This window comes from Micromonospora sp. WMMD712 (assembly GCF_029581295.1).
GTDB lineage: Bacteria > Actinomycetota > Actinomycetes > Mycobacteriales > Micromonosporaceae > Micromonospora > Micromonospora carbonacea.
Genome location: NZ_CP120743.1, coordinates 1,821,439 through 1,844,564, shown reverse-complemented (window position 1 = coordinate 1,844,564; position 23,126 = coordinate 1,821,439). Strand labels below are relative to the sequence as shown.

The following is a 23,126-nucleotide window of genomic DNA, read 5'->3' as shown; positions in this document are numbered from 1 at the left end:
CTACACTTCCGCGGAACGACTATTCCATAACTTAGGAGTGCCGTGACACGCCGCCTCTTCACGTCCGAATCGGTCACGGAAGGCCACCCGGACAAGATCGCCGACCAGATCAGCGACGGCATTCTCGACGCACTGCTGGCTCAGGACGCGCACAGCCGCGTCGCCGTCGAGACCCTGATCACCACCGGCCAGGTGCACGTGGCCGGCGAGGTGACCACCAAGGCGTACGCCGACATCCCGACCATCGTGCGGGAGACGATCCTCGACATCGGCTACGACTCGTCGAAGAAGGGCTTCGACGGCGCGTCCTGCGGCGTCAGCGTCTCCATCGGCGCCCAGTCCCCGGACATCGCGCAGGGCGTCGACAACGCGATGGAGCTGCGCACCGGCTCGTCGGAGAGCGCGCTGGACGCCCAGGGCGCCGGCGACCAGGGCATGATGTTCGGGTTCGCCTGCTCCGAGACGCCCGAGCTGATGCCGCTGCCGATCGCCCTGGCGCACCGGCTCGCCCGCCGGCTCACCGCGGTCCGCAAGGACGGCACGATCCCCTACCTGCGGCCGGACGGCAAGACCCAGGTCACCATCGAGTACGAGGGGCTGCGTCCGGTCCGGCTGAACACGGTCGTCGTGTCCAGCCAGCACGCGGCCGACATCTCGCTGGACTCGCTGCTCACCCCGGACGTGCGCGACCACGTCATCGCGCCGGAGCTGGAGAGCCTCGGCCTGGACACCGACGGCTACCGGCTGCTGGTCAACCCGACCGGGCGGTTCGAGATCGGCGGCCCGATGGGCGACGCCGGCCTCACCGGGCGGAAGATCATCGTCGACACCTACGGCGGGTACGCCCGGCACGGTGGCGGCGCGTTCTCCGGCAAGGACCCGTCCAAGGTGGACCGCTCGGCGGCGTACGCGATGCGCTGGGTGGCCAAGAACGTGGTGGCCGCCGGCCTCGCCGAGCGCTGCGAGGCGCAGGTCGCCTACGCGATCGGCAAGGCGCACCCGGTGAGCCTGTTCATCGAGACGTTCGGCACCGAGACCGTGCCGGTCGCCTCGATCGAGAAGGCCGTGCACGAGGTCTTCGACCTCCGCCCGGCCGCCATCATCCGGGACCTGCACCTGCTGCGCCCGATCTACCGGCAGACCGCGGCGTACGGCCACTTCGGCCGGGAACTGCCCGAGCTGACCTGGGAGGGCACCGACCGGGCCGCCGACCTCAAGTCGGCCGCAGGAGCCTGACCGGCGACACGCGCAGCGACCGGCGACCCGCTGACGGGTCGCCGGTCGCTCGCGTCTGCGTCGACGTGCCCCTGGCCCACCTCGACCGCCCCTTCGACTACCTGGTCCCCGCCGACCTGGCCGACGCGGCGGTCCCCGGCACCCGGGTGAAGGTGCGCTTCGCCGGCCAGCTCGTCGACGGCTGGCTGCTGGAGCGGGCCGACGCCTCGGGGCACACCGGGCGGCTGGCCTACCTCGACCGGCTCGTCTCGCCCGAGCCGGTGCTGGCCGACGAGGTCGCCCGGCTGGCCCGGGCCGTCGCCGACCGGTACGCCGGCAGCCTCGCCGACGTGCTCCGGCTGGCCGTGCCGCCCCGGCACGCCCGGGTGGAGAAGGAGCCGCACGTCCCGCCGACGCCGCCCGCGCCCCCGGCCCCGCCGGAGGCGGCCGGCTGGCGGGCGTACCCGGCCGGGCCGGCGTTCCTGCGGGCGCTGACCGAGGGCCGCCCCGCCCGGGCGGTCTGGTCGGCGCTGCCGGGGGAGGACTGGCCCGCCCGGTACGCCGAGGCGGTCGCCGCCACCGTGGCCGGCGGGCGGGGCGCGGTGGTGGTCGTGCCCGACGCCCGGGACCTCGACCGCCTCGACGCGGCGCTGACCGCCGTCCTCGGCCCCGGGCGGCACGTCGGCCTCTCCGCCGCGCTCGGCCCCGCCCGCCGCTACCGCGCGTTCCTGGCCGCCCGGCGCGGGGACGTGCCGGTCGTGATCGGCACCCGCGCGGCGATGTTCGCCCCGGTGGCCCGGCTCGGCCTGGTCGCCATCGTCGACGACGGCGACGACCTGCACGCCGAGCCGCGCGCCCCCTACCCGCACGCCCGCGAGGTGCTGCTCACCCGCGCCCGGCTCGCCGACGCGGCCGCCCTGGTCGGCGGGTACGCCCGCAGCGCCGAGGCGCAGCTGCTGGTGGAGACCGGCTGGGCGCGGGAGGTGGTGGCCGACCGGGCCGCCGTGCGGGCGCGTACCCCCGCCGTCGCGCCGACCGGGGACGACCCGCAGCTGGCCCGCGACCCCGGCGCGGCGACGGCCCGGCTGCCCAGCCTGGCCTGGGCCGCCGCCCGGGACGCGCTCGGCGGTGATGCGCCGGTGCTGGTGCAGGTGCCCCGGCGCGGCTACCTGCCGTCGATCTCCTGCGCGGAGTGCCGCACGCCGGCCCGCTGCCCGCACTGCGCCGGCCCGCTCGCCCTGCCGTCGGCGCGGGGGGCACCGGCCTGCCGCTGGTGTGGCCGGACCGCCGCCGCGTACGCCTGCCCGGAGTGCGGCGGCCGGCGGCTGCGCGCGGCCGTCACCGGCGCCCGGCGCACCGCCGAGGAGCTGGGCCGGGCCTTCCCCGGGGTGCCGGTGCGCACCTCCGGGCGGGAGGAGGTGCTCAGCACCGTGCCCGGCGGCGCCGGCCTCGTGGTGGCCACCCCGGGGGCCGAGCCGATCGCCGACAGCGGCTACGGCGCGGTGCTGCTGCTCGACTCGTGGGCCCTGCTCACCCGGGCCGACCTGCGGGCCGGCGAGGAGGCGCTGCGCCGCTGGCTGGCCGCCGCCGCGCTGGCCCGGCCGGCGGCGGCCGGCGGCCGGGTGGTGGTGGTCGCCGACGGGGCGCTCGCGCCGGTGCAGGCGTTGCTGCGCTGGGACGCCGCCTGGTTCGCCGCCCGGGAGCTGGCCGAGCGCCGCGAGCTGGGGTTCCCGCCGGCGGTGCGGATGGCCAGCGTCACCGGCCCGGCCGAGGCGGTGGCCGACCTGCTGGCCGCGGCCCGGCTGCCCGAGGCGGCCGAGGTGCTGGGCCCGGTCCCCGCCGACGGCGAGAAGGAGCGGATGCTGGTCCGGGTGCCCCGGGCCCGGGCGGCGGCCCTCGCCGAGGCGCTGCACGCCGCCGCCGGGACGCGTACTCTCCGTAAGGCTGCCGATCCGGTCCGCGTCCAGATCGACCCTCTTTTGCTGTTCTAGGCGATCGGTGTGGCGGTCACGATCCGTGGTCGCCGGTGCGTGATAGCATCGCCCGTCATGCCCGGGCGCACGACGGAGTGTCGGTACGACGCCACGTCGACGACGCCAGTCAGCCGGTGATCAGGGGTGGACCAGTCGTGACCGTTCGTCAATCGATCGTCTTCAACGGTGACCTCGGCAGCGGCAAGAGCACCGTGTCCGTCGAGATCGCCAAGCGGCTCGGGCTGCGCCGGGTCAGCGTCGGCGACCTCTACCGCCAGATGGCGCAGGAGCGGCAGATGACCGCGCTCCAGCTCAACCTGCACGCCGAGCTGGACCAGGCCGTCGACGGCTACGTCGACCAGCTCCAGCAGGACATCGCGGCCTCCGGCGAGAGCCTCGTCATGGACTCCCGGCTCGCCTGGCACTTCTTCACCGACGCGCTCAAGGTGCACATGATCACCGAGCCGACCGAGGCGGCCCGCCGCGTCCTGGCCCGCCCCTCCGGCCCGGCCGAGAGCTACACGTCGCTGGAGGAGGCCCGGGCCAAGCTGCGCGAGCGCAGCGAGAGCGAGCGGGGCCGGTTCATCGTCCGCTACGGCGTCGACAAGGCCCGGCTGCGCAACTACGACCTGATCTGCGACTCCACCCGGGCCAACCCGGAGCAGGTGATCGGCCACATCATCGACGTGTACGAGGGGCGGCTCGGCGCGGACGTGCTGCGCGACGCCCCGCCGCTGCTGCTGCTCGACCCGACCCGGGTCTACCCGACCGAGGACGTCGGCGCCCTGCGCGGGCTGTGGGACGCGGGCTTCGTCGACGAGGTCGCCGCCGCCGGCGACGAGGCGCTGGAGCCCCTGACCATCGGCTTCACCGGGGAATACTTCTTCGTCGTCGACGGCCACCGGCGGCTCAGCGCGGCCATCCGCAGCGGCTTCCCGCTGGTGCCCGCCCGGCTGGCCGCCGAGGTCGACGAGCCGGTGGTCGGCGGGACGAGCGCGGTGGACTACTTCACCGCCCAGGTCCGCCCCGGCACCGTCTACGACTGGGAGGCCGCCCACGGCATCACCCTGCCGCTGCCGGCGCACTGCCTGCTGGCCGGCGACGCCGTGCTCGCCGGGGAGCCGGCCCCCGGCGCCTGACCCGTCCCGGTCGCGGGCGGGGGGAGGCCCCCGGGCACTCCGTAGACTGGTACGGCCCGACCCGCCCGACCGAAGGAGTCGTCCCGCGTGACCGTCCAGCCCATCCGTCTGTTCGGGGATCCGGTGTTGCGCACGCCGGCCGATCCGGTGGTCGACTTCGACGCCGAGCTGCGCAGGCTCGTCGCCGACCTCACCGACACGATGCGCGAGCAGAGCGGCGCGGGTCTCGCCGCGCCCCAGCTCGGAGTGGGCCTGCGGGTGTTCACCTTCGACGTCGACGACGTGCTCGGCCACCTGGTCAACCCGGTGCTGGAGTTTCCCGACGCCGAGGAGCAGGACGGCCCCGAGGGCTGCCTGTCCATCCCCGGCCTCTACTTCGACACCAAGCGCCGGCAGAACGTCGTCGCCAAGGGCTACAACAGCTACGGCGACCCGGTCCAGATCGTCGGCACGGGCCTGATGGCCCGCTGCGTGCAGCACGAGACCGACCACCTCGACGGCGTGCTCTTCGTCGACCGGCTGGACCCGGCCGGCCGCAAGGAGGCGATGAAGGCGATCCGCCAGGCCGAGTGGTACGACGCGGCGGCCCCGCCGACGGTCAAGCTCGACCCGCACGGCGGCAGCCCCTTCGGCCTGGGGCGGTGACCCGGTGCGCCTGATCTTCGCCGGCACGCCGGCCGTCGCCCTGCCCGCCCTCGACGCCATCGCGGCCTCCGGCCACGACCTCGTCGCCGTCGTCACCCGCCCCGACGCCCCCGCCGGCCGGGGCCGGGGCCTGGTCCGCTCGCCCGTCGGGGCCTGGGCCGACGAGCGCGGCGTCGAGGTGCTCACCCCGGCCCGCCCGCGCGAGCCGGAGTTCCTCGACCGGCTGCGCGAGCTGGCCCCCGACTGCGTCCCGGTGGTCGCCTACGGCGCGCTGGTGCCCCCGGCCGCCCTGGAGATCCCCCGGCACGGCTGGCTCAACCTGCACTTCTCGCTGCTGCCCGCGTGGCGGGGCGCGGCCCCCGTCCAGCAGGCCGTGCTGCACGGCGACGAGCTGACCGGGGCGAGCGTCTTCGCCCTGGAGGAGGGGCTCGACACCGGCCCGGTCTACGGCACCGTCACGGACGAGATCCGCCCCACCGACACGTCCGGCGACCTGCTGGGGCGGCTCGCCGACTCCGGGGCCGGGCTGCTGGTGGCCGTCCTCGACGCGATCGAGGCGGGCACCGCCCGGGCCGAGCCGCAGCCGGCCGACGGGGTGTCGCTCGCGCCGAAGCTGACCGTCGACGACGCCCGGGTGCGCTGGGGCGACCCCGCGTTCGCGGTGGACCGGCGGATCCGGGCGTGCACCCCCGCGCCCGGCCCGTGGACCACGTTCCGGGGCGAGCGGGTCAAGCTCGGCCCGGTCGTCCCGGTGCCCGACGGCCCCGAGCTGAAGCCCGGCGAGCTGCTGGCCGAGAAGTCCCGGGTGCTGGCCGGCACGGCCACCGTCCCGGTGGCCCTCGGCGAGGTGCGGGCCGCGGGCAAGAAGGCCATGCCGGCGAGCGACTGGGCGCGCGGCGCCCGGGTCACCGCGGGGGAGGAGCTCGCGTGACCGGGCCTGCGGAGCGCCCCCGGCAGCGGTACGACGGGCAGTCCGCCCCCCGCCCCGACCGGTCGGCCGGCGGCCCCCGGGGTGACCGCCCGGCCTACGGCGACCGCCCGGCCCGCGCCGGCCGGGGCGACGACCGCCGGGACGCGCGGCGGCCGGCGCGGCCCGCCGTCGACCTGCCCCGGCACGTCGCCTACCAGGCGGTCGCGGCGGTGCACCGCGACGACGCGTACGCCAACCTGGTGCTGCCGGCGTTGCTGCGGCAGGAGCGGCTGACCGGCCGGGACGCCGCCTTCGCCACCGAGCTGACCTACGGCACGCTGCGCCACATCGGCACCCTCGACGCGATCCTCACCGACGCGGCCGGCCGCGACGTGGCCCGGATCGACCCGCCGGTGCGCGACGCGCTGCGGTTGGGCGCCTACCAGTTGCTGCACACGCGGGTGCCGGCGCACGCGGCGGTCTCCTCGACCGTCGACCTGGTGCGCGCGGTCGGCATCGGGGCGACGGGCTTCGCCAACGCCGTGCTGCGCGAGGTGGCGGGGCGCGACGCCGACGCCTGGGTGGCGAAGCTCGCCCCGGCCTTCGAGACGGACCCGATCGGGCACCTCGCCCTGGCGTACAGTCATCCACAGTGGATCGTGCGGTCCATCGCCGAGGCGCTCGGCGGCGACCTGGGCGAGACGACCCGGCTGCTGATCGAGGACAACGAGCGCCCGCCGGTGCACCTGTGCGCCCGGCCGGGCCTGGCCGATCCGGCCGCCCTGGCCGACGAGGTCGGCGGCGCGCCGGGGGCGTTCTCGCCCTACGCGGTCTATCTCTCCGGCGGCGCGCCGGGCGACCTGCCGGCGCTGGCCGAGGGGCGGGCGCACGTGCAGGACGAGGGCTCCCAGCTGGTGGCCCACGCCCTCGCGGTCGCCCCGCTCGACGGGTCGGACGCCCACTGGCTGGACCTGTGCGCCGGGCCGGGCGGCAAGTCGGGCCTGCTCGGGGCGCTGGCCGCCGAGCGCGGGGCCCGGCTGACGGCGGTCGAGGTCTCCGAGCACCGGGCCCGGCTCGTCGGCCAGGCCACGCGGGGGCTGCCGGTGACCGTGCTGCACACCGACGGGCGCACCGTCGGCGCCGACCCGGAGCTGCCGGAGGGGCACTTCGACCGGGTCCTGGTCGACGCGCCCTGCACGGGTCTGGGCGCGCTGCGTCGCCGGCCGGAGGCCCGCTGGCGCAAGCAGCCGTCGGACCTGCCGCCGCTGACCCGCCTGCAACGGGAGCTGCTCTCGGCGGCGCTGCGGGCGGCCCGGCCGGGCGGCCTGGTGGCCTACGTGACCTGCTCCCCGCACACGGTGGAGACGCACGTGACGGTGACCGAGGCGGCGCGGCGGGCCGGGGTGCCGGCGGACTTCGTCGACGCCCGGCCGCTGCTGCCGGCCGGCATGCCGGGGCTGGGCGACGGGCCGTCGGTGCAGCTGTGGCCGCACCGGCACGGCACCGACGCCATGTTCCTGGCGGTCCTGCGCCGGGGCTGAGCCGAGACGGCGGGCTGAGCCGAGACGGCGGGCTGAGCCGAGACGGCGGCGGGGCGGCCCTTCCGGGCCGCCCCGCCGCGTCAGTCGTCCGCCGGGCGGGTCACTGCACCGGCAGGCCCTTGGTGCCGATGCCCTTCACCGAGCGGGTGAGGTCGCGGTCGACCCAGAGGAAGCACTGCACGCCCCGGTTGCCGTCCTTCCACTCCTCCTCGAAGGGGTGGTAGAAGATGGTGCCCGCCCGGTATTCCAGGTCGCCGTTGTCCGGCACCTTCGCGTACGAGGCGATCAGCGTCCGGCAGCCCTTGTGCAGGCGCATCCGGTTCTTGTCGACCTGGGCGAAGGGGATGTCGGGTGCCTGGTAGACGCCCACGAACTCGACCCGGTGCTTCTTGGTGCAGGCGACGGCGGTCATCTCCTGCACGTCGTCCTTCTTGATCTTGGGGTTGAAGCAGCGGTGGGCCAGCGCCGAGGAACCCTTCAGCGCGCCGGCGAGGCTGCCGGTGCGGGACACGGCGCTGGGGTCGTCGACGCTCTCCACCTCGCTCACGTCGCAGCGGAACCAGCGGGCCCCGCCGGACCAGGCCTGCCGGGACGGCAGGACCGGGGACAGGAACAGCCGCCCCGCGCGCCAGTCCGCCCCGAGGACCTTGCCGACCTCCCGGTCGCACTCGGCGCGGACGGCCCGCATCCCCGCCGAGCCGGCGGCGGGCGGCGCGCCCAGCTCGGCGGCGGCGTCGGTGAGCGTGCCGACGTGCAGGGTCTCCACCCGGTGCGACGTCGCGCAGTCCACCGGGTTGTAGCCGCTGAGGTAGCCGACGTCGGCGAAGACGGTGTGGCAGGCCCCGGCGGCGGGCACGAACTGCGTCGGCGCCGCCATCGCCCGCCAGTCGTCGGCGAGGTCACCGTCCAGACCGGCCGGCGTGCCGCAGCCGCCCAGCGCCAGCGCCGCCCCCGCCGACACGGCGACCGCCGTCCACCATCGCCGCATCAGTCCGACCTCCCCGTCGCGGTGGTCGCGGGCACCGGCCTCCGTCGCCGGGCGCGCCACGGAGCGGCACTTTACGGCACCGGCGCTCAGCTCGCGGGTAGTCCCTTCGGCCCGGCGCCGCGCATCGACCGGGTGAGCTTGCGGTCGTCGCTCCACAGGAAACACCGCACCCCGCGGTCGCCCTCGTCCCACTCCCGCTGCGACGGGGGATAGAAGATCGACCCCGCCCGGTACGGCAGGTCGCTGTTGTTGGGCACCTCGGCGAAGTCGGCGATCAGCGCCATGCAGCGGCGGTGCACCTTCTGGTTGGACCGGATGAACTCGGCCCAGGTCATGTCGCGTTCGGTGTAGACCCCGACGAACTCGGCGCGGTGCGGTTCGGTGCACAGCACGGGCGCCATGTAGTTCAGGTTCGCGCCGATCAGCTTCGGGTCGAAGCAGCGGTGGGTCAACGGCGAGTCGCCGACCATCGCGCCGCGCAGGCTGCCGACGCGGTTGACCGGCCGGGTGTTGTCGATGCTGTCGGTCTCGCTGAGGTCGCAGCGGTACCAGCGGGCCCCGCTCGCCCAGGCGGAGGTCGACGGCAGGGCGATGGTGAGGCTCAACCGGGCCGAGTGCCAGTCGCCGCCGAGCACCTCCCGGGCCCGCTGGTCGCACTCGGCACGGGCGACGCGCAGGACGGGCGTGCCCGCCTCGGGGCGCGGGCCGGCGTCGATGACCGGGTCGGTGAAGATGCCGACGTGGATCGTCTCGGCCAGGTGGCTGCGGGCGCAGTCCACCGTCTCGTACGTGCCGGCCTGGACGACCGCGGTGATCCGGGGCAGGCAGGCGTCGGTGGCCGGGATGAACATCTGCGGTTCCCGCAGCGTCGGCCAGTCGTCGGTGAGGTCGCCGTCGGCACCGTGCGGACGGGCGCAGCCGCCCAGCAACATCGTCACCGTGCCGGCCAGCGCCAGCGCCACAAGCCACCGTCGCATCGTCCGCCCTTTCCGGGAGCTGACGGTCGGGCGCCACGGCCCGTGGGGGCGTTTCCGCCACCGGGCGTGCAGCTTACGTGACCGTCCTGCATGGAGTCTTGCTGCGTTTCCCTCGATCGGCCAGTCGCGGCTGACTTTTCGTCCGGGATTGCCGTCCGGACCGGCCGATCTTGCACCATCGGTCACGGCTGGGTCACAGCGCGTCCGGAAAGGTGCCGCGATGCGGGCGGCTGATGGCCGCGTTCGTACACTGACCTCGTGACCGTACCGCCGTCGATCATCGCGCCCAGCATCCTCGCCGCCGACTTCGCCCGCCTCGCCGAGGAGGTCCGTGCCGTCGAGGGCGCCGCGGACTGGTTGCACGTGGATGTCATGGACAACCACTTCGTGCCGAACCTGACCATCGGGCTGCCCGTCGTGCAGAGCCTGCGCGCCGCGACCGAGCTGCCGTTCGACGTGCACCTGATGATCACCGACCCGCGCCGGTGGGCCCCGGGGTACGCCGACGCCGGGGCGCACAACGTCACCTTCCACGCCGAGGCGTGCGACGACCCGGTGTCGCTGGCCAAGGACCTCCGGGCGGCCGGGGCGAAGGCCGGGCTGGCGATCGACCGGGACACCCCGATCGAGCCCTACCTGGAGCTGCTGCCCAGCTTCGACACGCTGCTGATCATGACGATCAAGGCCGGCTTCGGCGGGCAGCGGTTCATCCCCGAGCTGCTCGACAAGGTGCGCGCGGCCCGCCGGCACGTCGACGCCGGCCACCTGGAGCTGCGCATCGAGGTCGACGGCGGGATCGCCGCCGACACCATCGAGCAGGCGGCCGCCGCGGGCGCGGACGCGTTCGTGGCCGGCACCGCCGTCTACGGCGCCGACGACCCCGCCGAGGCGGTCCGCCGCCTGCGGGGCCTGGCGGAGCGCGCGACCGCCGGGGCCTGAGGTGGACCCGGCCGACGAGCGACCCGACCTCATCCTCGTCGTCGACGACGACGCCGACATCGCCCGGTTCGTCGAGTTCAACCTGCGGCTGCACGGCTTCGAGGTGATCCACGCCGGCGACGGCCAGGAGGCCCTGGAGGTGATCGAGCGGCAGCGGCCCGACCTGGCGGTGGTCGACCTGATGATGCCGCGCGTCGACGGGCTGGAGCTGACCCGGCGGCTGCGCGCCGACCCGATGACCTCCGCCCTGCCGGTGATCATGCTGACCGCCAAGGGGATGACCGTGGACAAGGTCCACGGGCTCAGCGCCGGCGCGGACGACTACCTGGTCAAGCCCTTCGACACCGCCGAGCTGGTCGCCCGGGTCAGCTCCACGCTGCGCCGCAACAAGGAGTTCCGGGAGGTCTCGCCGCTGACCGGCCTGCCCGGCAACTCCCGGATCCGGCGGGAGATCAGCGACCGGGTCCGCAGCGGCGTCGACTACGCCGTCGGCTACGTCGACATTGACCGGTTCAAGAGCGTCAACGACCGGTACGGCTTCGTCCGGGGCGACGAGTTCATCTCCGCCCTGGCCCGCAGCCTGCACCGGGCGGTCGTGGCGATCGGGCTGCCGCCGGCCTTCCTCGGCCACGTCGGCGGCGACGACTTCGTCATCGTCTGCGCCCCCGACCAGGTGCGGCCGCTGACCTCCCGGGCCGTGGTCGACTTCGAGACCGCCGCCGACAAGCTCTACGACCCGTCCGACGCCGCGCGCGGCTACGTCGAGCTGAAGGACCGGCGGGGCAACATCCGGCGGGCCGCCCTGGTCACCCTGTCGATCGGGGTCTCCGTCTCCGACGCCGGCAAGCGCCTGACCAACCCGCTGGACGCGATCGCGGTCGCCTCGGAGATGAAATCCGTGGCCAAGAGCCAACCCGGCTCGTACGTGGCGGTCGACCGGCGGCGCAGCCTTTCTTGAATCTTGCCCACCTGTGTGAGGTAGCTCCCCGAGGGCAGACGCGCGGCGGGTGGCGTGTAACACTTCTCGCAGTACCCACCACGCGCTGGCGGGACTCGGTGTAATTCCGAACCGGCGGTGATCCACGGCTGCGGCCGTGGTAAGCCCGCGACCCGGACGGCCCTGCCGCCCGGTGGACCTGGTGAGACTCCGGGGCCGACGGTTGGGGGCGGGCCAACCCACCCCCAGACAGTCCGGATGGGAGACAGCGCGCGGGACGGGGCGGGCCCTGTGCCGACGGCTGTCCTCGGCCGCCGCGTGGGCTCCCCGGGGCCGGCTCTGCCGTTCCCGGCCGCCGCCGCCTGCCCGCGGCCTCCCGTGTCCTGCCCGCGCGGACCGGCGAGTGAGAGGGCAGGACAGGGCGATGGCCAGCGTCTCCGTGGACGACGCGATGCGTCGGGCGATCGCGCTCGCGGCCCGTGGCCTCGGCACCACCAGCCCCAACCCCGTGGTCGGCTGCGTGCTGCTCGACCCGGACGGCGAGGTCGTCGGGGAGGGATTCCACGCGTACGCGGGCGGACCGCACGCCGAGATCGTCGCGCTCGCCCAGGCCGGGCCGCGGGCCCGGGGCGGCACCGCCGTCGTCACCCTGGAACCCTGCGACCACACCGGCCGCACCGGCCCGTGCAGCCACGCCCTCCTCGCCGCCGGCGTCGCCCGGGTGGTGATCGCCGTGCCCGACCCCAACCCGGTCGCCTCCGGCGGCGCCGCGACCCTGCGCGCCGGCGGCGTCGACGTCGAGGTGGGGGTGCGCGCCGCCGAGGCCGAGGCCGGCAACGTCGCCTGGCTGACCTCGATGCGCCGGGGCTGGCCGTACGTCGTCTGGAAGTGCGCCGCGACCCTCGACGGGCGCTCCGCCGCCGCCGACGGCACCAGCATGTGGATCACCTCGGAGGCCGCCCGGACCGACGTGCACGCCCTGCGCGGCACCGTCGACGCGGTCATCGCCGGGGTCGGCACCGTGCTCGCCGACGACCCCCGGCTCACCGCCCGCAACCTGCGCGACGGCACCCTGGCCATCCGGCAGCCGCTGCGGGTGGTCGTGGACACCTCCGGACGTACCCCCGCCGACGCCCGGGTCCGCGACGGCGCCGCCCGCACGTGGGTGGCCACCGCCGCCGAGGTCGGCGTCGGCCCGGACGGCCGGGTCGACCTGCCGGCCCTGCTCGCGGAGCTGCACCACCGGGGGGTCCGGGCCGCGCTGCTGGAGGGCGGCCCGAAGCTGGCCGGCGCGTTCCTCGCCGCCGGCCTGGTCGACCGGGTCGTCGCCTACGTCGCGCCGAAGCTGCTCGGCGCCGGGCCGACCGCGCTGGCCGACGCCGGCGTGACCACCATCGCCGACGCCATCGACCTGGAGATCACCGACGTCACGCAGGTCGGTCCGGACCTGCGCATCACCGCGCTGCCCCGGAAGAGGGAGGGCTGACATGTTCACCGGCATCGTCGAGGAGCTGGGCGAGGTCGTCCGCACGGCCGAGACCGGCGACGACTCCGCGCTGGTCGCCATCCGGGGGCCGCTGGTCACCAGCGACGCCCGGCACGGCGACTCCATCGCCGTCAACGGGGTCTGCCTGACCGTGGTCGACGTCGACGGCGACGTCTTCACCGCCGACGTGATGGGCGAGACGCTGCGTCGCTCCGCCCTCGGCGCGCTGCGCCCCGGCGTCGGCGTCAACCTGGAACGCGCCGCCGCCCTGAACAGCCGTCTCGGCGGGCACCTCGTGCAGGGCCACGTCGACGGCGTCGGCGCGGTGCTGTCCCGCCAGCCGGCGCAGCAGTGGGAGACGGTCCGCTTCCGGCTCCCCGCCGGCCTGTCCCGGTACGTGGTGGAGAAGGGCTCGATCACCGTCGACGGGGTGTCGCTCACCGTGGCCGACGTCGGGCCCGACTGGTTCACCGTCGGGCTGATCCCCACCACCCTCAAGCTGACCACCCTCGGCGACCGCGCCGTCGGCGACCCGGTCAACCTGGAGGTCGACGTGCTCGCCAAGTACGTCGAGCGGCTCCTCGGCGACCGCGCGGTCGGGGGCGGCGACCGGCTGCCCGACGGGATCGGGCAGCCCCCCGGCGCGGCGGGGCAGGCTCCCGGCGGGGGCCGACGGTGACCGGCCCGCTCGGCTGGCTGCTCGACGCCCAGGTGCACGTCGCCGGCTCGCCCGTGCTGGTCCGCGAGATCGTCGGCAACGCCTTCGGCCTCGTCTCCGCCCTGCTCGGGCTGCGCCGGCTGGTCTGGGCCTGGCCCGTCGGCATGGTCGGCAACGCGCTGCTGCTCACCGTCTTCCTCGGCGGGGCGTTCGCCACCCCGCAGGCCCACGACCTCTACGGCCAGGCCGGCCGGCAGGTCTTCTTCTTCGCCGTGAGCTGCTACGGCTGGTGGCGCTGGGCGCGCAACCGCCGCTCGGGCCCCGGCGGGGACGCCGGGGCGGTCGCCCCGCGCTGGGCCACCCGGCGGGAGCGCCTCGGCCTGCTGCTGGCCGCCGCGGCGGGCACCGCCGCCGCGTACCCGGTGCTGGCCGCGCTCGGCTCCTGGGGGCCGCTGCCCGACGCGTGGATCCTCACCGGCAGCCTGCTCGCCACCTACGGCATGGCCCGCGGCTGGGTCGAGTTCTGGCTGGTCTGGATCGCCGTGGACGCCGTCGGCGTGCCCCTGCTGCTGCGCGGCGGGTTCTACCCGTCGGCGGCCATGTACCTCGTCTACGGGGCGCTCTGCGTCTGGGGCTTCGTCTCCTGGTGGCGCACCTCGCGCGCCGCCCGCCCGGCCCCCGCCACCCTGTCACCCACCTACTCGGAGGTCGTGGCATGACCACCTTCGCCAGCATCGAGCAGGCCGTCGCGGACATCGCCGCCGGCCGCCCCGTCGTCGTGGTCGACGACGCCGACCGGGAGAACGAGGGGGACCTGATCTTCGCGGCCGAGCTGGCCACCCCGGAGCTGGTCGCGTTCATGGTCCGCTACACCTCCGGCTACGTCTGCGTGCCGCTGACCGAGGACGAGTGCGACCGGCTGGACCTGCCGCCCATGCACCACACCAACCAGGACCGCCGGGGCACCGCGTACACGGTGACGGTGGACGCCCGGGAGGGCGTCGACACCGGCATCTCGGCGGCCGACCGGGCGCACACCATCCGGCTGCTCGCCGCCGCCTCCACCGACCCGACCGACCTGGCCCGGCCGGGGCACGTGGTGCCGCTGCGCGCCCGCGCCGGCGGGGTGCTGCGCCGTCCCGGGCACACCGAGGCGGCCGTCGACCTGACCCGGCTGGCCGGCCTGCGCCCGGCCGGCGTGCTCTGCGAGCTGGTCAACGACGACGGCACCATGATGCGCCTGCCGGACCTGGAGAAGTTCTGCGCCGAGCACGGCCTGACCCTGGTCACCATCGCCGACCTGATCACCTACCGCCGGCGCACCGAGAAGCAGGTCGAGCAGGTCGCGGCGGCCCGGATGCCCACCCCGCACGGGGTGTTCACGGCCTTCGGCTACCGCGCCGAGCACGACCCGGCCGAGCACGTCGCCCTGGTCATGGGCGACCTCGGCGACGGGCGGGACGTGCTGGTGCGGGTGCACTCCGAGTGCCTCACCGGCGACACGTTCGGCTCGCTGCGCTGCGACTGCGGCCCGCAGTTGCAGGCCGCGCTGGCCCGGGTCGCCGCGGAGGGGCGCGGGGTGGTGCTCTACGTGCGCGGGCACGAGGGACGGGGGATCGGCCTGCTGCACAAGCTGCGGGCGTACCAGTTGCAGGACCTCGGCCGCGACACCGTCGACGCGAACCTCGACCTGGGCCTGCCGGCCGACGCCCGCGACTACGGCACCGGCGCGCAGATCCTGCACGACCTGGGCGTGCGGTCGATGCGGCTGCTGACGAACAACCCGGCCAAGCGGGCCGGGCTGGAGGGGTACGGCCTGACCGTCACCGGCCGCGAGTCGCTGCCGATCCGGCCGCACCCGGAGAACGTGCGCTACCTGCGCACCAAGCGGGACCGCATGGGTCACCTGCTGGGCGAGCTGGACGAGACGACCGAGGGGCCGCTGGGCCGCCCGGTGGCGAACGACGAGATCGGAGCGTAGGGCGATGGCGGGTTTCGGTGAGCCGGGAGTGGCGGCGGTCGACGCCGCCGGGATGACGGTCGGCGTCGTCGCCGCCCGCTGGCACGGTGAGCTGACCGACCACATGCTCGACCGGGCGGTGGCCGCCGCGCAGGCGTGCGGGGCACGGGCCGTGGTGGCCCGGGTCGCCGGCTCGGTGGAGCTGCCGGTGGTGGCGCAGGCGATGGCCCGCCGCTTCGACGTGGTGGTCGCCCTCGGCGTGGTGGTGCGGGGGGCCACCGCCCACTTCGACTACGTGTGCAAGTCGGTCACCGAGGGGCTCACCCGGGTCGCCCTCGACGAGGGCAAGCCGGTGGCGCACGGGGTGCTCACGGTGGACACGATCGAGCAGGCCCGGGACCGGGCCGGGCTGCCCGGCTCCGCCGAGGACAAGGGCTGGTCGGCGACGGTGGCGGCGCTGGACGCGGCGCTGGCGGTCCGCGGCCTGGACGCGGCGGCGGCCCACCGGGTCGGCTTCGGCCGCTGACCTGTCCGGGTCGGCTGGGCTGCCTGCCCGGCTGGGCTGGGCGGCCTGGCTGGGCGGGACGGGGGCAGCCTGGCTGGGCGGGCGTCGGGCGGGGCGGTCGTTTGGGCGTCGCCATGTCGGCGACATCGCGGTATCCCGGGCCGGTTGATACCGCCATGTCGCCGACACGACGCGGGCGTCGGGCGGCACGGGGCGGCCCGACGGGTGGCCGGGGGCGTTGGGCCGGCTGGCGGCCCCGAGATGTGCCGCCCGAGTCGGGTAGACCCGGGATCATCCGGTCTGCCACGGCTCTTCGTGGTCGGGTTCGGTGGGTTGGGCTGCCGGACGCCACAGTTGTCGTTCCGTGGCGGCGCACAGGACATCGCGGGCGGCGGCGGCCACCGGGCAGTCCGCCGTCCGGCAGGTCGGGCAGCGGCTGTCGGGCCCAGGCTGGTGATCGCGCAGGACCCAGCGGGCGGTGAGGACGAGCCGGTTGCGGATCTGCGCCAGGGACAGGAACGGGGCGGTCATCAGCCGATCCCGAGGGTGACGGCGAGCTGGACGAGCATCGTCGGGGCGGTCGGGTCGCGGGCGACCCGGGCGAGGACGTCGCGGCCGGCGGGTCGGTGGCGGATCTCGGCGGGCGCGATCCGATCGGCCTCCAGCAGGACCCGGCCGGCGTCGATCGGATCGCCGGCCTGGAGGTACGCGCGGGCGGCGTCGAGCAGGTGTGCAGCCCGATGCTCGGCGGGCAGCCACCGCCACCCGTCCCGCGCGGTCGCCTTCTCGTGCCGGGCCACCGCGTCCGCGCTATCGCCTCCCTCTGCGGCGGCGGCGACGCGGGCCAGTTCCACCGCCGTCGGGCCGAACCCGGTGTGGTGGTGGTCGTGCCCGTCACCGACCCGGGCGGCCATGGCTGCGGCCTCGTCCAGCAGTTCGGCCGCCGCCGTGACATCGCCGTCCCCTGCGGCGGCCAGCGCCGCCTGGACGAGCAGCGTCCCGCACAGCGACAGCTCCGGGGGCAGGCCGAACTCGACCACCGGTGGGGCGATCCGGTAGGCGGCGGCCAACACTGTCGACTTCGCCGCCCGGAACTGCGCTGACGCGCGCAACACCTCACCGAGCTGCACGGCTGCGGCGGCCACCAGCGCCCGGTCGCCCGTGGCGGCGGTCACCGCCCGGTCGGCAGCCAGCCACGCCAACTCCGGGGCACCCAGCTTCACCAGCAGCGATGCCGCGATCCGGTATGCCTCCACCAGCGGCACCCGAGCCGCCACCGGATCACCGGCGTGCGCGCGCTCCACGTCGGCCAACAACTCCGGCAACAGCTCGGCCACCCGTGGGTAGCGGGCGTGCTGAAAGGTGACCCAGGTATGCGTCACCTGCCGGGCCACCTGCCCGGCCGGCAACACCTGCCGGCCGCCCGCCGCACGGCCGAGGGGAACCTCGTAACGGGACAACGCCGACCGGATCCGCTCGACCCCCGCGTCCCGCTCGATCACCTGCGCGGGCTGGACGTCGCGGCCGAGCAGCACCGCCGCGTCGATCCGCAGGACCGCGGCGACCTCCTGGAGCGTCGACACCCGGTCCAGCGCGCGGACACCCCGCTCGACCTTGTCCACCCAACTCTTCGACTTCCCCAACCGGTCGGCGAACACCTGCTGCGACAGGCTCCGTCGCCCCCGCCAGTACGCCACCCGCCGCCCGACCGGCAGCCGATCACCGTCCACGCCGCCACCTCCGGTCCGGCACCGCCCGGTTCGTCTCCTCGACCGGTATCCGATCCGCCTCGGCCCGGGCGAGGATCCGCCGCCTCGCCGCCTCCCGATCGACGGCGTCCGCCTGTTCTCCTCGGCTCACTGCCGGCTCCTCGCCGTGACTGCGCATCGCCACCTCCATCGGCGCGGCGGCAACATGCCAGCGCGCGCCTCAACGATGACGCCGTAACGTCGCTGGACGCGACGGCACACGACGCGACAATGCAGACACATGTGAGGCGACATTCCGGCGACATGCCGCTATCGTGGCGGGCATGACCGCCCCGAACACCGCGCTCCGCGCCGTCCGCACCGGGATGCGCATGAGCCAGGACGACTTCGCCCGCGCGCTCCAAGCCGCCGGCCACCGCGTCGGCGAGCCCAACGACGCCAACAAGCGACTCGTCCAACGCTGGGAATCCGGTGCGATAGCCGCACCACGCCCCGTCTACGCCCGCGCGCTGGAGGTCGTCACCGGCCTACCCATCTCGCTGCTCGGCTTTGCCGCGGTGCCCGGCGAACATGTCGCCCAGGACCAGCACGGCGGCCACGACCTGACCTCCCCCATGTCCAGCCTGGCCACGCCGACACCGAAGCCCAGCTCGGCCCCAGCCCACAGGTCGTACGAAGGCGTGTGGCTCAGCCGCTACCAGTACCACTCCAGTGGTCGTTGCGACTCCTTCGCCGGGCAGCACTTCGTCGTGGTCCTCCAGCACGGCGACCGACTGACCGCGCGCAGCCTGCCCGGCTCGGCGGCATCGTCGCTCTCCCTGGACCTCACCGTGGACGGTGCCGTCGTCACCGGCACGTGGGTGGAGCAGACCGACCCGACGGGCTACTACCGGGGCGCCCGATACCACGGCGCGATCCAACTGCTGGCCGAGCCCACCGGTCGACGGATGGCTGGCAAGTGGGTCGGGTTCGGCAAGGACATGGACGTCAACACCGGACCATGGGAACTCGTCTTCCGCGACGCCTCCACATCCAAGGCGACCCTCGATCGCTACAACACGTCACCGGCGTAGCTGACTCTCTCCGCCTCTCTCCGCGCCGAATCAGCCAGCAACGGCCGCCGATCTCGTCCGGTCTGGCTCCTGGCTGCCTGCGGTCCGCAGCGCAGAGTCCACGTTGTGGAGCCGGCAGCAGGCCACGACGCCGCGCGCACGCTCTCCGTGTCCCGTCAGAGCGCGGCGAGGATCTGCGCCAGTTCGGTGGGCCGCGTCAACATCGGCCAGTGTCCGGAGTCGATGTCGGCCAGCTCGACGTGCCTGGCCCGGGCCAGCTCCGGCACGTCTCCCGCGGCGATCAGCTCCTGCGCCTCGGCAGGCGTGAACTCCGGGCACACCACCAGGACCGGGACGTCGAACCGCCGCTCGTCTGTCAGCCGTACGATGCCCCTGGCCACGCCCTCGGGAACCGGGATCGCGGCCGCCGCGAAGGCCTGCCGGGCCTCCTCGTCCAGGTCGGCTGCGTCCGCCCCGTCGAACGGTTTCCAGCCGGGGAACGGCATGACACCGTCGCTGATCTCGAAGAAGTCGGCGTACGGCTGCCCGTCGTCCGAGGGGAACCCGCCGATCAGCACGACCTTGGCCACGCGCCCGGGCCGGGCGTCGGCCGCCATCCAGGCCAGGGTGCAGGCTGCGGAGTGCCCCACCACCACCGACCTGCCGGGACCCGCGTCCACGGCGGCGAGCACCGCGGTCAGCTGGTCGGCCAGCGTCGCCGACGTGTTCCCGTCGCCCTGCCCCGGCAGGGTCACCGGCACCGCGTGGCGGCCCCTCGTCGCCAGCTCGCCCGCGACGCCGGTCCACACCGACCCGTCGAGCCACAGGCCACCCAGGAGCACGATCCGTTCTGTAGTCATGGGATCAACCTAGAGGCGATTCCGGACGTTCTGCTTCCGGTACTCTCTCCGCTGTGCGAAGCGGTCCGAGCCCCACCGCCCGGGCTCTGCGCGCGCTCGAGATCCTGCAGGCGCGTCCCGGGGTGACTGCCGACCAGCTCGCCGCTGGCCTGGGCGTGACGGAGCGGGCCGCGCGACGCTACGTCGGCATCCTTCGCGAGGCCGGCATCCCGGTCGAGTCGGCCCGCGGGCCGCACGGGGGCTACCGGCTGGGCCGCGGGGTCCGGCTGCCGCCGGTCGTCTTCACCCAGGAGCAGGCGCTCGGCCTGGTCATGGCCGTGCTGGACGGGCAGCCGGCCGCCATCGACGCCGACGACCTGGTCGGCTCGGCGCTCAGCAAGGTCATCCGGGCTCTCCCCGATAGCGTCGGACGGCAGGCGGCGGCGCTGAGGGCGTACGCCTCGGCCGCCCCGGACCGACGTTCGGCCCGCCCCGACCCTGCCACCACGAGCGCCCTGGTCGCCGCCGTCGCCGACCGGCGTCGCGTCCTGGTCACCTATCGAGGCGACGGCGGCGAGGAGTGGGACGCCGAGGTCGACCCGTGGGCAGTCGTGGTGCGGCACGGGCGCTGGTACCTGCTGTGCCACTCGCACCGCGCGGGCGCGATCCGCACGTACCGGGTCGACCGGGTGCGGGCCGTGCGGCAGCTGCCGCACGGCTTCACCCCACCCGACGACCTGGACCCTGTCGCCGCGCTCGAGGAGAATCTCGGCACGGGCTGGAAGTACCCCACCCGCGTGGTGTTCCACGCGCCGTGGGAAGAGGTGACGCCGTGGATCCGGCCGCCGATGGGCCGTCTGGAGCCGGACGGCGACCGGTGCGTGCTGGTCGGCAGCACCCGGAACCCCACGATGTACGCCCAGGAGTGGCTGGCCGTCGTCCCCTTCGACTTCTCAGTGGTGGAAGGCCCGGAACTCCGTGCCGCCGTGGCCACGGTCGCGGCCCGCTTCAGCGCGGCGCTCTCGCCCTCGCCGCCCGAGACCCGGCCCGGCAGTCGGCCCGTCAGAGGCGGCCCGCCTCGATGATGCGGCGCAGGAACTGACGGGTGCGGGGCTCGGTGGGGTCGCCGAGCACCCGTTCCGGCGGGCCGGACTCGACGACCCGCCCGCCGTCGAGGAAGCACACCTGGTCGGCGACCTCGCGGGCGAAGCCCATCTCGTGGGTGGCCAGCACCATCGTCATCCCGTCGGCCTTCAGCTCGCGGATCAGGGCCAGCACCTCGCCGACCAGCTCCGGGTCCAGCGCCGAGGTGACCTCGTCGAGCAGCATCAGCCGGGGCGAGTTGGCCAGCGCCCGGACGATCGCCACCCGCTGCTGCTGGCCGCCGGAGAGCCGGTCGGGGTAGGCGCCGGCCTTCGCCCCCAGCCCGACCCGGTCGAGCAGCTCCCGGGCCTGCGCCTCCGCCTCGGCGCGGGGCCGCCGGTGCACCCGCACCGGGGCGAGGGTGACGTTGTCCAGCACGCTCAGGTGCGGGAACAGGTTGTACGCCTGGAAGACCATCCCGATGCGCCGGCGCACCCGGTCGGGGTCGACCCGGGGGTCGGAGATGTCCCGGCCGTCCAGCTCGATGGTGCCGTCGTCCAGCTCTTCGAGGAGGTTGACGCAGCGCAGCAGCGTCGACTTGCCCGACCCGGACGCGCCGATCAGCGCCACCACGCGGTGCTCGTCGACGGCGAGGTCGAGCCCGTCGAGCACCACGTGACCGCCGAAGGTCTTGCGCAGCCCCCGGCACCGCAGCAGCGCCATCCGGTCAGCCCCTTCCCTGCCGGCGGGCCGCGCGCAGCGTCACCCAGTCGGTGACGGCGATCAGCGGGATCGCGAGCAGCACGAACAGCGCCCCGGCCACGATGTACGGGGTGTAGTTGAACGTCTCGGCGGTGGCGATCTGCGCGGCGCGTACCGCGTCGATCGGCCCGGCGAGGGAGACCAGCCCGACGTCCTTCTGCAACGCGACCACGTCGTTGAGCAGGGGCGGGGCCACCCGGCGGACGGCCTGCGGCAGCACCACGTGCCGCATCGTCTGCCGGTAGGTCAGCCCGAGCGAGCGGGCCGCCGCGAGCTGGCTGGGGTGCACGGACTCGATGCCGGCCCGGAACACCTCGGCCAGGTAGCCGCCGTAGGTGAGCACCAGCGCCAGCCCGCCGAGCACCAGCACCGGCGGCATGCCCTGCAACCGCAGGCCGGGCACGCCGAGGGTGAGCACGTACAGCACGATGATCAGCGGCAGGCCCCGGAACGTGTACGTGTAGCCGGCCGCGAGGGCCCGGACCGGGAAGAAGACCGGGCCCCGCAGCGTGCGCAGGATCGCCACGAGCAGGCCGAGCAGCAGCGCGCCGGCCGCGCAGCAGACCAGCAGCCGCACGTTGAGCCAGAGCCCGTCGAGCACCTCGGGCAGCGCGTCGCGGGCGATCGCCGGGTCGGCGAAGGAGGCGCGGACCCGGTCCCAGCCGGGCGCGCCGGTGACCGCGACGACGAGCAGCGTGCCGAGCGCCGCCGTGGAGGCGGCGGCGACCAGCACGCTGGTGACGGTCTGGCGGCGGCGGTGGGCCAGCCGCCGCCGCTGCGCCGCGGAGGGTTCGTGCGGTGCGAGGATCACTTCAGCTCGTACGCCCCCGCGACCTGGGTCAGCCACTTCTGCTCCAGCTTCTTGAGCGTGCCGTCGGCGGTGAGCTGGCCGACCGCGCCGCTGAGGCAGGGGGTGAGGGGCGAGTTGTGGTCCAGCAGCAGCCCGAACACCTCGGGCGTGCCGACCTGCGGCAGCTGCCCGACGACCGTCGCGTCGGTGATCTCCGCGCCGGTGATGTAGAACGCGGTCGGCAGGTCCACCACGAGGCCGTCGATCTGCCCGTTCTGGAGCGCCTTCTTGGCGTCGTCGTTGCTGTTGTAGACCTGCGGCTTGGTCTTCGGCTTGATGACGTCGGTGATCGCCTGGTAGCTGGTGGTGCCGACCTGCGCGCCCAGCTTGGCGTCCCGCAGGTCGGCCAGCGTCGTCTTGCCGGCGATCTTCGCGGACTTCCGCGCGATCACGGCCTGCCGGACCAGGTAGTAGGGCCCGGTGAAGTCGACCGCCTTCTTGCGCTCCTCGGTGATGGAGAACTGGTTGATGTCGAAGTCGAACTCCTTGGGGCCGGGGGCGACGGCGACGTCGAACTTCACCCGGGTCCAGGTGACGTCGGCGCGGTCGTACCCGAGCTTCTCGGCCACCGCGTAGGCCACCGCGGCCTCGAAGCCCTCGCCGGTCTCCGGCTTGTTGCCGACGAACCACGGCTCGTACGCCGGCTCGTCGGTGGCGATGGTGAGCTTGCCCGGGGTCCGGGTGGGCAGCTTGTCCTTCAGGCAGTCCGGGCCGGCGGTGGCGGCGGGGGTGGGGGCGGTGACGGGGGTGTCGTCGTCCTGGGGCGCGCAGGCGGCCACCGCGAGGAGGACGGTGCCGGCGGCGGCGAGCGCGACGGTGCGGGAGCTGAGCATGGCGGACAGCGTAGAGCCATCGACGGCCGTCGCGCAGGTGCGTCCCGCCGCCGTGGCGGGGGATCCGGGCCGGTGGGACCGGCGGACCCGCCGCGCGCCGGGCCGGGCGGGTGCTGGAAGAATCG

24 protein-coding genes are annotated in these 23,126 nt (G+C 74.9%); 15 read left to right on the top strand and 9 right to left on the bottom strand.

From position 1 onward, the window contains the following. Nucleotides 1-42 precede the first annotated feature (42 nt). The 6 genes from metK (at nucleotide 43) to O7633_RS07605 (ending at nucleotide 7,423) form a co-directional block, all read left to right on the top strand. On the top strand, nucleotides 43-1,236 hold the full coding sequence (gene metK / locus O7633_RS07630; RefSeq protein ID WP_074478666.1) for a methionine adenosyltransferase: 1,194 nt from the start codon (nucleotides 43-45) through the stop codon (nucleotides 1,234-1,236). Further along, nucleotides 1,233-3,206, top strand: a complete 1,974-nt coding sequence (locus O7633_RS07625) for a primosomal protein N' (RefSeq protein ID WP_278136170.1) — start codon at nucleotides 1,233-1,235, stop codon at nucleotides 3,204-3,206. Before metK ends, O7633_RS07625 begins: the two co-directional genes overlap by 4 nt. 137 nt (nucleotides 3,207-3,343) lie before the next feature. After that, nucleotides 3,344-4,327, top strand: a complete 984-nt coding sequence (locus tag O7633_RS07620) for an AAA family ATPase (RefSeq protein ID WP_278127624.1) — start codon at nucleotides 3,344-3,346, stop codon at nucleotides 4,325-4,327. An 87-nt stretch (nucleotides 4,328-4,414) separates the two neighbouring features. Continuing rightward, a complete protein-coding gene (def, locus tag O7633_RS07615; protein WP_278127622.1) occupies nucleotides 4,415-4,972 on the top strand; it encodes a peptide deformylase in 558 nt (185 codons plus the stop codon). 4 nt (nucleotides 4,973-4,976) lie between these two features. After that, nucleotides 4,977-5,903, top strand: coding sequence for a methionyl-tRNA formyltransferase (gene fmt, locus O7633_RS07610; RefSeq protein ID WP_278127620.1), 927 nt, complete (start codon nucleotides 4,977-4,979; stop codon nucleotides 5,901-5,903). Further along, the gene (locus O7633_RS07605) at nucleotides 5,900-7,423 is read left to right on the top strand and encodes a transcription antitermination factor NusB (protein WP_282327011.1); all 1,524 of its coding nucleotides are present in this window, start codon (nucleotides 5,900-5,902) and stop codon (nucleotides 7,421-7,423) included. Before fmt ends, O7633_RS07605 begins: the two co-directional genes overlap by 4 nt. A 100-nt stretch (nucleotides 7,424-7,523) precedes the next feature. Here O7633_RS07605 and O7633_RS07600 read toward each other — a convergent pair whose 3' ends face one another. Together O7633_RS07600 and O7633_RS07595 are read right to left on the bottom strand one after the other, a co-directional pair. Further along, nucleotides 7,524-8,411 carry a septum formation family protein gene (locus O7633_RS07600; RefSeq protein WP_282328487.1) on the bottom strand — a complete coding sequence of 296 codons (888 nt, stop codon included), beginning with the start codon at nucleotides 8,409-8,411 and terminating at the stop codon, nucleotides 7,524-7,526. Between the two features lie 86 nt (nucleotides 8,412-8,497). Beyond that, a complete protein-coding gene (locus O7633_RS07595; protein ID WP_282327010.1) occupies nucleotides 8,498-9,388 on the bottom strand; it encodes a septum formation family protein in 891 nt (296 codons plus the stop codon). 258 nt (nucleotides 9,389-9,646) lie between these two features. Between O7633_RS07595 and rpe the strand changes: the two genes are divergently transcribed. The 7 genes from rpe (at nucleotide 9,647) to ribH (ending at nucleotide 15,894) form a co-directional block, all read left to right on the top strand. Continuing rightward, nucleotides 9,647-10,327, top strand: coding sequence for a ribulose-phosphate 3-epimerase (gene rpe, locus O7633_RS07590; protein WP_278127614.1), 681 nt, complete (start codon nucleotides 9,647-9,649; stop codon nucleotides 10,325-10,327). A gap of 1 nt (nucleotide 10,328) precedes the next feature. Then, nucleotides 10,329-11,285, top strand: coding sequence for a response regulator (locus O7633_RS07585; RefSeq protein ID WP_043967997.1), 957 nt, complete (start codon nucleotides 10,329-10,331; stop codon nucleotides 11,283-11,285). A 403-nt stretch (nucleotides 11,286-11,688) separates the two neighbouring features. Next, on the top strand, nucleotides 11,689-12,750 hold the full coding sequence (gene ribD, locus O7633_RS07580) for a bifunctional diaminohydroxyphosphoribosylaminopyrimidine deaminase/5-amino-6-(5-phosphoribosylamino)uracil reductase RibD (RefSeq protein WP_178065555.1): 1,062 nt from the start codon (nucleotides 11,689-11,691) through the stop codon (nucleotides 12,748-12,750). Nucleotide 12,751: 1 nt separating this feature from the next. After that, complete coding sequence (locus O7633_RS07575) at nucleotides 12,752-13,429, top strand: riboflavin synthase (protein WP_278127611.1); 678 nt, start codon at nucleotides 12,752-12,754, stop codon at nucleotides 13,427-13,429. Then, complete coding sequence (gene pnuC, locus O7633_RS07570; RefSeq protein ID WP_278127610.1) at nucleotides 13,426-14,127, top strand: nicotinamide riboside transporter PnuC; 702 nt, start codon at nucleotides 13,426-13,428, stop codon at nucleotides 14,125-14,127. The genes O7633_RS07575 and pnuC overlap by 4 nt, the downstream gene beginning before the upstream one ends. Further along, the gene (locus O7633_RS07565; RefSeq protein ID WP_278127608.1) at nucleotides 14,124-15,389 is read left to right on the top strand and encodes a bifunctional 3,4-dihydroxy-2-butanone-4-phosphate synthase/GTP cyclohydrolase II; all 1,266 of its coding nucleotides are present in this window, start codon (nucleotides 14,124-14,126) and stop codon (nucleotides 15,387-15,389) included. Before pnuC ends, O7633_RS07565 begins: the two co-directional genes overlap by 4 nt. A gap of 4 nt (nucleotides 15,390-15,393) precedes the next feature. Next, a complete protein-coding gene (gene ribH / locus O7633_RS07560; RefSeq protein WP_229406723.1) occupies nucleotides 15,394-15,894 on the top strand; it encodes a 6,7-dimethyl-8-ribityllumazine synthase in 501 nt (166 codons plus the stop codon). A 270-nt stretch (nucleotides 15,895-16,164) separates the two neighbouring features. On the opposite strand, the gene O7633_RS07555 is transcribed toward ribH, so the two are convergent. From O7633_RS07555 to O7633_RS07545, 3 genes are read right to left on the bottom strand one after another with little or no spacing between them, the layout of a single operon-like run. Beyond that, the gene (locus O7633_RS07555; RefSeq protein WP_278127606.1) at nucleotides 16,165-16,404 is read right to left on the bottom strand and encodes a hypothetical protein; all 240 of its coding nucleotides are present in this window, start codon (nucleotides 16,402-16,404) and stop codon (nucleotides 16,165-16,167) included. After that, nucleotides 16,404-17,603, bottom strand: a complete 1,200-nt coding sequence (locus O7633_RS07550; RefSeq protein ID WP_282327002.1) for a helix-turn-helix domain-containing protein — start codon at nucleotides 17,601-17,603, stop codon at nucleotides 16,404-16,406. Before O7633_RS07550 ends, O7633_RS07555 begins: the two co-directional genes overlap by 1 nt. After that, a complete protein-coding gene (locus O7633_RS07545; protein ID WP_282327000.1) occupies nucleotides 17,593-17,733 on the bottom strand; it encodes a hypothetical protein in 141 nt (46 codons plus the stop codon). The genes O7633_RS07550 and O7633_RS07545 overlap by 11 nt, the downstream gene beginning before the upstream one ends. Nucleotides 17,734-17,896: 163 nt before the next feature. Here O7633_RS07545 and O7633_RS07540 point away from each other — a divergent pair, with 163 nt between their 5' ends. Further along, entirely contained in the window at nucleotides 17,897-18,655 is a 759-nt protein-coding gene (locus O7633_RS07540; RefSeq protein WP_278127604.1) for an XRE family transcriptional regulator, read from the top strand. 155 nt (nucleotides 18,656-18,810) lie between these two features. Here the strand turns inward: O7633_RS07540 and O7633_RS07535 are convergent, their stop codons facing one another. After that, entirely contained in the window at nucleotides 18,811-19,494 is a 684-nt protein-coding gene (locus tag O7633_RS07535; RefSeq protein ID WP_278127603.1) for an alpha/beta hydrolase, read from the bottom strand. 53 nt (nucleotides 19,495-19,547) lie between these two features. Between O7633_RS07535 and O7633_RS07530 the strand changes: the two genes are divergently transcribed. Next, nucleotides 19,548-20,558 (top strand): WYL domain-containing protein, encoded by a 1,011-nt coding sequence (locus tag O7633_RS07530; protein ID WP_278127602.1) that lies wholly within the window; start codon nucleotides 19,548-19,550, stop codon nucleotides 20,556-20,558. On the opposite strand, the gene O7633_RS07525 is transcribed toward O7633_RS07530, so the two are convergent. The 3 genes from O7633_RS07525 to O7633_RS07515 are packed head-to-tail and all read right to left on the bottom strand — an operon-like array spanning nucleotide 20,536 to nucleotide 23,001. Then, entirely contained in the window at nucleotides 20,536-21,279 is a 744-nt protein-coding gene (locus tag O7633_RS07525) for an amino acid ABC transporter ATP-binding protein (RefSeq protein ID WP_278127601.1), read from the bottom strand. The genes O7633_RS07530 and O7633_RS07525 overlap by 23 nt on opposite strands. A gap of 4 nt (nucleotides 21,280-21,283) precedes the next feature. Further along, nucleotides 21,284-22,129, bottom strand: coding sequence for an amino acid ABC transporter permease (locus O7633_RS07520; RefSeq protein ID WP_278127600.1), 846 nt, complete (start codon nucleotides 22,127-22,129; stop codon nucleotides 21,284-21,286). Next, nucleotides 22,126-23,001, bottom strand: coding sequence for an ABC transporter substrate-binding protein (locus O7633_RS07515; RefSeq protein ID WP_278127599.1), 876 nt, complete (start codon nucleotides 22,999-23,001; stop codon nucleotides 22,126-22,128). The genes O7633_RS07520 and O7633_RS07515 overlap by 4 nt, the downstream gene beginning before the upstream one ends. Between the last annotated feature and the right edge of the window lie 125 nt (nucleotides 23,002-23,126).